Consider the following 11,175-nt stretch of genomic DNA (forward strand, 5'->3'; position numbering starts at 1 on the left):
CACTCATCGGACAGCCGCGTTGGCGTCGGGCTCGGCGGTCAACGGCGCCCCGGCCACCTCCAGCGGGGCGACGAAGTTGTAACGGCGAAGCTGCATCCGCCCGCTGTGCCCTTGGGCGGGATCGAAGGCGTATTCGGTGACCCCGCAATTCGCCACGTCGCCCTCGCGGTCGATGGCGAGGATCTGCTCCTCCGTCATGCCCTCCAGCAGGTAGCGCAGGCACAGAACGACGACCTGATGGCTGACCACCAGCACGCGCTGCCCGCCATGGTGCAGGCTGATGGTATCGAGCGCGCTGCGCAGCCGCAGAATCACGTCGCACCAGCTCTCCCCGGCGGGCGGGCGGAAGTAGAATTTGCCGAGCAGACGGCGGAACTCCGCCTGCTCGGGATGCTCCTGAGCGATCCCCAACGCGGTCAGCCGGTCGAGGATGCCGAACTCCTTCTCGCGCAGCCGTTCGTCCACCACGAATTCCGTGGGCTCGACCGGCAGGCCGCCCCCGGCCTGGATGATCTCCGCCGTGCGGCGGGCGCGCCGGTAGGGAGAGGTCAGCACCACGTCGGGCCGCTCGCCCGGCGGCAGCGCGGCGAACCAGCGCGCCAGCGCCTCGGACTGCTGCTCCCCCTGACGGCTCAGCGGCACGTCGACGTCGCGCTCCGCGATGTCGATCCGCCCCAGCCCGGCGGCGTAGGCGGCGTCGCGCGCGACGTTGCCGGCGCTTTCCCCGTGACGGACGATCCACAACCTCTGCGGCCAGCGCTGCTGCATGGTGAACGACCCCTTCCCGCCTCAACCAAGGCTTTCAACGGGAAAACGGCCGTTCCGTCACGCGGCGGCGCCCATTTCCGCGGTCAGGCCGTCCGGCGCTCGAAAATGCGTTCGGCGGTGGATTTGCCCGGACGCCAGGGCACGATGCTGATGGGGGCCGTGGGGTCGAGGCTGCCGTTCGCCCGCAGGCAGTCGATGGCGGCCAGCGGCTCGTCGCCATGGGGCAGCCCGGGCTGTTCGAGCAGATACCGCCGTTGGTTGTCGGTCACCGCCCAGCCCGGCGGACGGCCGAGCGGGCTGGTAGCGACCACGCCGATCGGTTCGGAAACGAGCCACGCCTCGTCCGTGACGCTCCAGCCGACGAGGCGGCGTTCGCCGGGACCCGTCCCGGCACCGATATCGAGCCAAGCCCACTGGCGCAGGCGGGTGGTGCGGTCACCATCGACGCAGACGAACATGATCCCATCCTCTCCCGTCAAGAACCGGTCAGGCGGGTATTGTTCTTCTTTTGTTCCGACTCCGCAAGCGGATTCCGCACCCGGTCAGTCCGGATTCCGGCGGGGAACGTCCCTGTAGAAGACATGGGTGCCGCGGCCCGCCTGCTTGGCGCGGTACATCGCGCCGTCCGCCGCCACCAGCAGGCTGCGGGCGTCCGTCCCGTCGGCGGGGAACAGGGCGATGCCGACGCTGGCGCCGATGGCGGCGGTCCAGCCCTGCACCGGGATGGGCAACGCCACCGCCTCGACGATCTTGGCGGCCACCCCCCCGGCGTCGTCGGCGAAGGTCACATCCTCCAGGATGATGGTGAACTCGTCGCCGCCGACGCGGGCCACCGTGTCGCTGCGGCGCAGGCAGGCGGCGATCCGCGCCGCGGCGATGCGCAGCACCTCGTCGCCGCAATCATGGCCCATCCGGTCGTTGACCGCCTTGAAGCCGTCGAGGTCGATGAACAGCAGGGCCAGCATGCGACCGGACCGCCGCGACCGGGCCAGCGCCACGTCCAGACGGTCGAAGAGAAGCCGGCGGTTGGGCAGGCCGGTCAGGGCGTCGTGGTTGGCGAGATGGTCCTTCTCCGCCTCGCTCCGCCGCAGATCCTCCTCGGCCGCCTTGCGCAGCGTGATGTCCCGCCCGACGCCGACCAGCCCGAGAAGCTCGTTGCCGGCGTCGCGAATCGGCGCCTTCAGGACCTCGACCCAGATCGCCCCGCCATCGGGCAGCGGGATGCTCTCCTCGCTGCGGCGCGGCTCGTCCTCCGCATAGACCAGGGCGTCGCTCCTGCGGATGCCGTCGGCCTTCTCGGGGGGCCAGATCTCGTGGCTGTCCAGCCCGATGAGCTGCTCCAGGGGACGCCCGGTCCAGGAGGCGAAGGCGCGGTTGGCCTTGCGCAGAACCCCGTCCCGGTCCTTGAAGAAGACGGCGTCGGGGATGGTGTCGATGATCCCCTGCAAGAGGGCGTGCTGCCGCAGAAGCTGCTTCTCCGTCTGCCGCCGCTCGGTGATGTCGCGGGCGATCCCGACGACGCCCAGCATCTTGCCGCTGCGGTCGAGGCAGACGGCCTTGGCGGTCTCCATCAGCACGCGGCGCCCGTCCGGGTGGACGAACCACTCCTCGCTGCGGGAGAAGCCCTTCTGCATGGCGATCTGGTCGGTCCGCCGCCGCCGCACCGCCGTCTCGGCGTCGAACAGCCGGTGGTCGGTCAGCCCCAGCGGCGGGCGCCCCGCATAATCGAGCATCGCCCGGTTGACCTTGAGGTAGGTGCCGTTCACGTCCTTGAAGAAGACGATGTCCGGCATCGAGTCGATCAGGCTTTGCAGCATGGCGCGCTCGCGGTCGAGCGCCTCGGTGTCGGTGGCGCCGTGGTCCGGATCGGCCAGGGGAGCGGTGAGTTGCGCCTCGTGAAGGATGCCCAGGCGCCCGTCCGGCAGCGCCATGCCGCTGCGGCGCACCCAGGCGGTCACCGGACGCCCCTTGGGGTAGAAGGTCCAGCGGCCCGTCGCCGTTTCCCCTTCGGCTCGCGGCGCCCCCTCCGGCCGGCTGCCGAAGTCGCGCGTCTGGAAGTCGGTGAGCGACGCGGCGTTCCACAGCTCCAACGCGGCGCGGTTGCCCCAGACCATCCGGCCGCCATCATGCAGCCAGATGGGCGCCCACAGCCCGTCGAGCCGGGGGAGATCGGCAAGCGTCATTTGGGTCGTCGTGGAAGCCATCGGTGGGGCCGCCGCCGCAGCCGTCACCGGTCGGTCCGCCGACGCGCGCGACTCCCCGCCGAGGGCGCCATCCCCGGGCTGGTTCGGATCTGCCTGATGACGCATGGTGGTCGCCGCCTCGGCACGAAGGATGCACCGGACGGCTTTCTAGCATAATTCGAGGCAAGCTTCTCCTGCTACCGCAAGAGGCCGCGCTCTTTCACCACCCCCTCCACTTTCCATACTCCTGGACGAAGTCGCGGACGATTGCTTCCCGCCCGGCGAGCGCCGGCAACAATTGTTTGTGCAGACCGCCGCGCAGGATCACCTCCACGCGCATCTGCCACCGCTCGTCAGCCTCCTTCAGGTCGGGAAAGGCGAAAGTCAACGGATGGTAGGCCCGCGCGCGGATGTCGTAGCTGAACTCCTCCTCCCCGTCGCGCAGCACGGCCAGACCGGCGTTGAAGGGGCCGACCTCGATGACCGCCCGGCGACCCAGCCGTTCCAGCTCCGCCGCGATGTCGCGGAAGGCCGGTTCGACCGTGTCGGCGATGAAGCGGGCAACCTCGCGCCGCGCGCTGGCGGCGCCGGGCGGGGCCGCCGCCGCGATGGCCGCCTTGCGCCCGACCACGGCGGCCAGCTGCTGGCGCCAGTCGCCGTCGCCCACCGGCTGCACCGGGGTGCCGCCCTCCGACGCGGTGGGCACGCGCGCCACCCGCCGGTCCGGTCCCGCCCGGCGCTCCGCCCGCAGACTGGTCACCAGCCCGACGCACATGAACACCATGACCACCGCGAAGGGCAGCGCCGTCGTCACCGCCGCCGTCTGGAGCGCCTGCAGCCCGCCGACCAGGAGCAGAACCGCCGCCACCACGCCGGACAGCACCGCCCAGAAGATGCGCGTGGCGATGGGCGGGTCCTGGTTGCCGCCGGACCCGATGATGTCGATCACCAGGGCGCCGGAATCGGCTGAGGTGACGAAGAAGGTGATGACCATCAGCGTGGCGATGGCCGAGGTGATCACGCTGAGCGGCAGGCGGTCCAGCATGACGAACAGGGCTGTCGGCACGCTCTCCTGGACCGCCGCCGCCATGCCGCCGCCTTCAAACATGTCGATGTGGATCGCCGTCTCGCCGAACACGGTGAACCAGACGAAGGTCAGGGCCACCGGCGCGAACAGCACGCCGCCGATGAACTCGCGGATCGTGCGCCCGCGCGACACCCGCGCGATGAACATGCCGACGAAGGGCGCCCAGGAGATCCACCAGCCCCAGTAGAACATCGTCCAGCTCGCCTGCCACTCCGCCCCGGTGTAGGGCAGCGTGCGGAAGCTGGTGTAGGGCAGCGTCCACAGATAGCGCCCGATGCTCTCCACCAGCGTGGACAGCAGGAACACCGAGGGGCCGAGCAGGAAGACGAACAGCAGGAGCAGAAGCCCCGCCAGCATGTTCAGCTCGCTGAGCCGGCGGATGCCCTTCCCGACGCCGCTGACCGCCGAGACGGTGGCCACCGCGGTGATGACGGCGATCAGCACCATCTGCTGCACCGTGCCCACGCCGACCAGCCCGAGGTAATCGAGCCCGGCGTTGATCTGCATGACCCCCAGCCCCAGCGAGGTGGCGATGCCGAACAGCGTGCCGACGATCGCCACGATGTCCACCAGATGGCCGGGCCAGCCGCGCAGCCGGTCGCCCAGCAGCGGATAGAGCGCCGACCGGATGGTCAGGGGCAGGTCGTGCCGGTAGGCGAAATAGCCCAGCGACAGGCCGACCGTGATGTAGATGCCCCAGGCGTGCAGCCCCCAATGCAGGAAGGCCAGATTCATCGCCTCCCGCGCCGCGTCGGGGGTTCCCGCCTCGCCGGTCCGCGGGTTGGCGAAGTGCAGCACCGGCTCCGCCACGCCGTAGAACAGCAGGCCGATGCCCATGCCGGCGCTGAACAGCATGGCGAACCAGGTCAGGTAGCTGAACTCCGGCTCGTCGTCGTCCTTGCCGAGCTTGATCGAACCGTAGGGGCTGAAGAACAACCAAAAAGCGAACAAGAGGAAACCAGCGACGGACAGAATGTAGAACCAGCCGAAGTTGCCGACGATGGCCGACTGAAGGGCTGAAATGCGCTCGCCGAAAGGTTCGGTGAAGACGCTGGCGAGAAGGACGAACAGGAGAATCAGCCCCCCTGCGGTGAAGGAGACGGTTTTGTTGATGCCGTTCATGGTTCTTCTCCGGTTCGGGGCGGCGCACCCGAATCCGAGGCGCGGCGTCTTGGCCCACACAACGGATCAACCCGGCCGGAGTTTCCAAAAAAAGCGCCGCGCTCATGCTTCCGCCGACCGGCGGCCGCGTCCGGCTATTCCGGACGGCCCCTGGCCTCGCGTTCCAACCGCAGGCGCCGCCGCAGGACCAGCGCGTACCAGGCCAGCAGCACCGTGGTGAACAGCGACAGGGTGAAGGACACGCCGTCCGGCCGCAGGCCGTAGCCCGTGGCCCCGCCGAGCAGCGTCACCGAGCTGTCCCAGAGATAGGCGAGCAGCAGGATCAGCGTGTTGGTCCCCGACAGGCCGGTGGCGAGATAAAGCACAAGATGCATCCGTTGCCTCCCGAAGGGCCTTGCCTGGCCATGCGCTTTTTCGTTGCGCGGTGTTGTTCTTGTCCGAAGCCCCGTCATCCTAGGCGCCCGGAGCGATCCTGTCAGCCATGGCCCACACCGAAAGCCCTCCGACCCGGACCCAGCGGCTCCTGCGCTACGGCACGGGGGTGCTCATCCTGGCCCTGCTGGCCGGGGCGCTGGTCATCCTGAACCGCTGGCTGGAGCAGTACAGCGTCGCCGACATCCGGCAGGCGCTGGACCGCATCACGGGTGCGCAGCTTCTCGCCGCCTCGGCGGCGGCGGCGGTCAGCTACTGGTTGCTGACGCTCTACGACCTGCTGGCCCTGCGCCATCTGCGGCGGCCCCTGCCCTACCGCTGGGTGGCCTTCACCGCCTTCACCAGCTACGCCTTCAGCCACAGCCTGGGCTTCGCCAGCATCATCGGAGCGACCGTGCGCTACCGCCTCTACGCGCCGCACGGGCTGGGCGGGGTGGAGGTGGCGCAGGTGACGCTGTTCGTCGTCACCACCTTCATGCTCGGGCTGGCCACGGTGATGCCGGTGGTCATGCTGATCGACCCAACGGCGCTGAAGGCCCTGCACGTCCCGCCGGGAAGCGCCGTCCTGCTCGGGCTGGCGGCTCTGGCGATCCTGGCGGCCTACGCGGTGGGCGGCTTCTGGCTGCGCCGGCCGCTGCGGGTCTTCGGGCACGCCATCGCCTTCCCCCGCCCGTCCATCGCGCTGCGGCAACTCCTGCTCGGGCTGTGCGACCTGTCGCTGGCCGCCCTGGTGCTCTATCTCTGCCTGCCGCCGAGCGACGCGGTGAGCTACGCCGACGTGCTGGTGGCCTTCGGGCTGGCGCTGGTCGCCGGCATCATCAGCCATGTGCCGGGCGGGCTGGGCGTGTTCGACGCCATCGTCCTGGTCAGCCTGACCCCGGCCATGCCCGGCAACGACGTGATGGCGGGTCTGCTGGTCTTCCGGCTGATCTATTACCTGGCGCCGCTGGTCATCGCCGGGCTGATGTTCGGCGGGTTGGAGGCCTTCCAGGCCCGGCGCCGCATCGGCGGCCTGTCGCGGGGCATCTCCGCCGCCGTCAGCCCGGCGGTGCCGCTGGTGCTGGCCGCCTGCATCTTCATCACCGGAGCCTTCCTGCTGTTCTCCCGCGCCACGCCGGAGGAGACGCTGCCCGCCCCCTTCGACGCCACGGCGCTGCCGCTGGTGGAGATGTCGCACTTCACCGGCAGCGTCGCCGGGGTGCTGCTGATCCTGCTCGCCCACGCGGTGCAGCGGCGGCTGCACGCCGCCTGGGTGCTGTCGCTGGTGTTGCTGGCCACCGGCTGCGCTTCGGCCCTGCTGAAGGGCGGCGACTGGCCGGAGGCCATCGTGCCGGGGCTGATCTTCCTGGCCCTGCTGCCGGCCCGCAAGGAGTTCCACCGCCGCGGCAACATCCTGCGCAACCCCCTGACGCCGAGCTGGTTCATCGCGACCGGCGTGGCGCTGGCCAGCGCCTTCTGGCTCGGCCTGTTCTCCTACAAGCACATCGCCTTCAGCGACGAGTTGTGGTGGCACTTCACGCTGCACGGCGACGCCTCCCGCTTCCTGCGGGCGTCGGTGGCGGTCGGGGTGATCGCGCTCGGCGCCGCCCTGGTCCATCTGGTGTCGGCGGCCAGCCGCGACCCGCAGGAGCGGGAGGAGAAGCCCCCCGGCCCCCTCACCGCCGCCAGAAGGACGGACTGAGCACCACAAGGATGGTGAAGAACTCCAGCCGCCCCAGCAGCATGCCGGCGGCCAGCGCCCATTTCGCCCCGTCCGGCAGCGTGGCGAAATTCCCGGAGGGTCCGATGGTGGGGCCGAGGCCGGGCCCGACGTTGCTGACCGCCGTTGCCGCCCCCGACAGCGCGGACACCACGTCCACCCCGAGGAAGGCCAGGACGAAGGCCAGCACGAACACCGACATCAGGTAGACGAAGCCGAAGCCCATCACCGAGATCATCACGTCGGCGCTGACCGGCTTGCCGTTGTAGTTGAGCGGGATCACCAGGTTGGGGCTGTAGAGGCGGCGCTGCAGCGCGCGCAGCACGATGAACAGGATCTCGAACCGGAAGATCTTCAGCCCGCCCGAGGTCGATCCGGTGCAGCCGCCGACGAAGGTCAGGATGAAGAAGACCACCGACGCCAACGGCCCCCACCGCTCATAGTCGATGGAGGCATAACCCGTGGTGGTGACCACCGAGACGACGTTGAAGGTGGTCACCCGGATGGCGTCGTCCCACGGCATGCCCCGCGTCAGCGTCAGCCAGACCGACATGCCGAAGGACACCGCCGCGAGGAAGCCGAGATACCAGCGGATCTGCGTGTCCGCCCAGAAGCTGGCCGCCCGCCCCTGGGCAAGGCTGATGAAACGCACGAAGGGCATGCCGCCCAGCACCATGAAGACCACCAGGACCCACTCGATGGCCGGGCTGTTCCAACTGGCGATGGACGCGTCGCGGGTGGAGAAGCCGCCGGTGGACACCGCGGTCATCGCGTGGTTGACGGCGTCGAACCAGGACATCCCGGCATAGGCGAGCATCGCCGTGCACACCGCGGTCAGGCACAGGTAGATCCAGCCGACCGCGATGGCGAGGTCGCTGGCCCGCGGCGTCACCTTGTCCGACCGGTCGGAGGACTCCGAGCGGAAGAGCTGCATGCCGCCGACCTGCAGGAAGGGCAGAATGGCGATGGCCATGCCGATGATGCCGATGCCGCCCAGCCATTGCAGCAGCGACCGCCACAGCAGCAGCCCCGGCGCCAACCCGTCCAGACCGGAGATCACCGTGGCCCCGGTGGCGGTCAGCGACGACATCGCCTCGAAATAGGCGTCGGCCGCCGACAGGTCGATCTGCGACACCATGAAGGGCACGGCGGCGAAGGCGCAGATGACCACCCAGGACAGGGCGGTCAGCAGGAAGGCCTGCCGGACGTTCAGCGCGATCCGGTCCATGCGGTTGGCCAGCATGAACTGGACGCCGAAGAACAACGTCAGCGCGCATGCGATGGCGAAGACCATCCAGTCCGGGTTGCCGGCCGCCAGATCGACGGTCATCGGAAGCAGCATGGCGACGGCGAGGACGCTGAGAAGCGCGCCGATGATGAAGAAGACGGGGCGGGTGTCGAAACCAGTCATGCACAGGCCATAGCCGATCGGAATTGCGGCCCAACTTGTCATGATTGCGCCGGTTCGGCATTCCCGAACCGAGCCGCCCGGCGATTTTTCCTTCGGGTTACCCCAAAGAGCCGGATTGAGCCGGGCCGGGCCGGACAATTCGCCCAGTGAGCACCGCAATAATCCGAAAGATGTCTGGAATCGGGCCGGATGCGCACCCGCAAAGAGGGGCGTGGGGCTGGACGGCGGGAGACATCCTGTGCACACTCCGTCCCGACGTACGGCTCAAATCGTCGAGCCTTCCCGGATGAACGGGACCCGCGGGGAACTGGAACAGACAATGGACTGGCGGCGTGCTTTCGGACGATGCCCTTATCTTTCTTCAGCATTCGATCAAGACGGTATGGACTCTGGAAATCCTTCTGATTTTGCGGCGTGATCAAAACCGGACATGGAGTTCGGAGGAAATCATTCGCGAATCGCGCAGCAGCACGCTCATCCTCCAGGAAGTCTTGGCGAATCTTCATCAGGCCGGTCTGATCGATGCGGATGGTAGCCATCCCATCCGCTACCGCAGCGCGACGCCGGACCTGGAGCGTCTTGTCGAAGAGATCGCCTCCGCGCAGGCGCGGCGTCCGGCGGCGGTCACCAAGGCGCTGCTCTCCGTGTCGTCGGACAAGGTCCAGAATTTCGCCGACGCGTTCCGCGTCGGAAAAAGGACATGAGGAATCGGCCATAATTCGCCCCGGATCCGGGCCGGATTTTGCTAAACTCCCGCTCGAATCAACGGCAATTGCCCCGTCGCCCCATCCGGAAGGGGGCGGGCGGCTGCGACTGCCTTGAGCCGCCGACCGAATGGCTTCGATGTCCTGTGGAGTTTCCATTATGCCGTTTCACCGACCGGCCTTTGGGCGACCGGCCCTGGGGCTGTCCCTTGCCGCCCTTGCCCTGGCCGGAACCCTGACGGGCCCGGCCCAGGCCGCCACCACGGACCGCAACCCCGCTCCCGCAGCCCAGACCGCGACCGGCACCGCTCCTGGCACCGCCCCGGCCGCCGCGCCCACCGGCGCCGCCGAGACGGCCCCCGCCGCGAAGGTCACGGGCTTCCGCTCCGCGCGCTTCGGCATGACGGGGGACGAGGTCGCGAAGGCCATCACCAAGGATTTCAAGATCGAGGGCAAGGACATCCGCCGCGAGACCAACGCGACGGAGCGGACCACCAGCCTGATCGTGAAGGTCGACGACCTGCAGACCGGCGCCGGCCCGGCGGTCGTCGCCTACATCCTCGGCCATTCGACGCAGAAGCTGTTCCAGGTGAACATCCTGTGGGGCGGCGCGGTGAATCCGAAGGTCGACCCCAACGCCCTGGTCGGCGCGGCCAACGCGCTGCGCAACTATTTCGTGGCGCAGGGCTACCGGCAGGAGGGTATGCTGCTCAACGCGCCGGTCGGCGACGGGTCGCAGGTGGTGGTCTTCCGCGGCACCGACAGCCAGGGGCGCATGAGCCTGCTGACCCTCGCGGTCCCGCCGAAGCCGTCGGACGACACCCCCGCCCTGCCGCCGTCGCTCCAGCTCTCCTACATCGAGAAGCCGAACGAGCCGGACGTCTTCAAGATCGAAAAGGGCTTCTGATCGCCGGCCTCCGCCGGTCCGCAACGAAAGCCGCTCCGCAACGAAAAAGGGCGGCGCCACGGTGGCGCCGCCCTTTCCGTTTCCGGCGGACCGGATCAGCCGCGAAGGGCGAGGCGGTCGACGAGACCCGACCAGCTGCTGACCGAAATCAGGTGGGCGTAGACCAGACCCAGCCAGCCGCGGTCGCGCCATTCCACCAGCGTCTCGGCGGGAAGCTGGTTGAAGGCCGCCTCGTCGATCACGTTGAAGCCGGCGAGGCTCAGCCGCTCGCCGTTGTTCAGGGTGATGTCGGCGCGCTTCTCCGACATCAGGCCGGCGGCGACCACCGCCTCGACGAACTGCGTGGTGTAGGCGTTCTGGGCCTGGACTTCCTTGACGAACTCCAAGGCGTTGTTGGTCAGGGCGGACGGCTGCCCATCGACGAAGAAGGGGTTGTCGCGGCCGGGGATGACGGAGTCCGCCGCCTCGTCGATGCACAGGGTGAGCTGGGACTTGTCCTCGCTCTCCAGGAAGATGAACGGATAGCGGCGGACATAGGCGGGAATGTAGGCCCCCTCCTCCCACGCGCCGTTCGCGTCGACGAACAGATTCTCCCCGCTGCGCAGGCCGAGCAGCGCCACCGGCTGGGCCGTCGGACCCTCCGAGAACAGGATCGGGAACTGCTTGCAGGCCGCGGGGAACTCCGCCGCCATCAGCGGCACCGAGTTGGTGGCGGCCGCGAAAGCGAAGTTCGGCTCGGTGCGCAGCGACAGATCGGCGTCACGGGCGGCCACCAGCGGGCGGGGGCTCTTGTAGAACAGGGGCAGGGTCGGGTTGGTCATCGTTCGCTATCCAAAGGGTAAAGCCGCGGAGAAAGGCACGC

At 68.9% G+C, this 11,175-nt stretch carries 10 protein-coding genes; 3 read left to right on the top strand and 7 right to left on the bottom strand.

Features of this window, described 5'->3' with window-relative positions; genetic code table 11:
• Positions 1–3: 3 nt before the first annotated feature.
• The 5 genes from ABVN73_RS24025 to ABVN73_RS24045 form a co-directional block, all read right to left on the bottom strand.
• Positions 4–768 carry a histidine phosphatase family protein gene (locus tag ABVN73_RS24025; protein ID WP_353861093.1) on the bottom strand — a complete coding sequence of 255 codons (765 nt, stop codon included), beginning with the start codon at positions 766–768 and terminating at the stop codon, positions 4–6.
• Positions 769–851: 83 nt separating this feature from the next.
• Positions 852–1,247, bottom strand: a complete 396-nt coding sequence (locus tag ABVN73_RS24030) for a hypothetical protein (RefSeq protein WP_353861094.1) — start codon at positions 1,245–1,247, stop codon at positions 852–854.
• A 63-nt stretch (positions 1,248–1,310) separates the two neighbouring features.
• The gene (locus tag ABVN73_RS24035) at positions 1,311–2,972 is read right to left on the bottom strand and encodes a diguanylate cyclase (protein ID WP_353861095.1); all 1,662 of its coding nucleotides are present in this window, start codon (positions 2,970–2,972) and stop codon (positions 1,311–1,313) included.
• A gap of 199 nt (positions 2,973–3,171) precedes the next feature.
• Positions 3,172–5,160, bottom strand: a complete 1,989-nt coding sequence (locus ABVN73_RS24040; protein ID WP_353861096.1) for a BCCT family transporter — start codon at positions 5,158–5,160, stop codon at positions 3,172–3,174.
• Between the two features lie 134 nt (positions 5,161–5,294).
• Positions 5,295–5,534, bottom strand: a complete 240-nt coding sequence (locus ABVN73_RS24045; RefSeq protein WP_353861097.1) for a hypothetical protein — start codon at positions 5,532–5,534, stop codon at positions 5,295–5,297.
• A gap of 107 nt (positions 5,535–5,641) precedes the next feature.
• Between ABVN73_RS24045 and ABVN73_RS24050 the strand changes: the two genes are divergently transcribed.
• A complete protein-coding gene (locus ABVN73_RS24050) occupies positions 5,642–7,273 on the top strand; it encodes a lysylphosphatidylglycerol synthase domain-containing protein (RefSeq protein ID WP_353861098.1) in 1,632 nt (543 codons plus the stop codon).
• On the opposite strand, the gene ABVN73_RS24055 is transcribed toward ABVN73_RS24050, so the two are convergent.
• Complete coding sequence (locus tag ABVN73_RS24055) at positions 7,248–8,702, bottom strand: TrkH family potassium uptake protein (protein WP_353861099.1); 1,455 nt, start codon at positions 8,700–8,702, stop codon at positions 7,248–7,250. The two genes, ABVN73_RS24050 and ABVN73_RS24055, sit on opposite strands and share 26 nt — an antisense overlap.
• Positions 8,703–9,034: 332 nt before the next feature.
• On the opposite strand from ABVN73_RS24055, the gene ABVN73_RS24060 reads away from it, so the two are divergent.
• Positions 9,035–9,406 (top strand): hypothetical protein, encoded by a 372-nt coding sequence (locus tag ABVN73_RS24060; protein ID WP_353861100.1) that lies wholly within the window; start codon positions 9,035–9,037, stop codon positions 9,404–9,406.
• A 160-nt stretch (positions 9,407–9,566) separates the two neighbouring features.
• On the top strand, positions 9,567–10,313 hold the full coding sequence (locus ABVN73_RS24065; protein ID WP_353861101.1) for a hypothetical protein: 747 nt from the start codon (positions 9,567–9,569) through the stop codon (positions 10,311–10,313).
• Positions 10,314–10,408: 95 nt separating this feature from the next.
• Here the strand turns inward: ABVN73_RS24065 and ABVN73_RS24070 are convergent, their stop codons facing one another.
• Positions 10,409–11,134: a SapC family protein gene (locus ABVN73_RS24070; protein WP_353861102.1), complete on the bottom strand. Its 726-nt coding sequence runs from the start codon at positions 11,132–11,134 to the stop codon at positions 10,409–10,411.
• Positions 11,135–11,175: the final 41 nt, after the last annotated feature.

Source organism: Azospirillum formosense, from assembly GCF_040500525.1.
Classification (GTDB): domain Bacteria; phylum Pseudomonadota; class Alphaproteobacteria; order Azospirillales; family Azospirillaceae; genus Azospirillum; species Azospirillum formosense_A.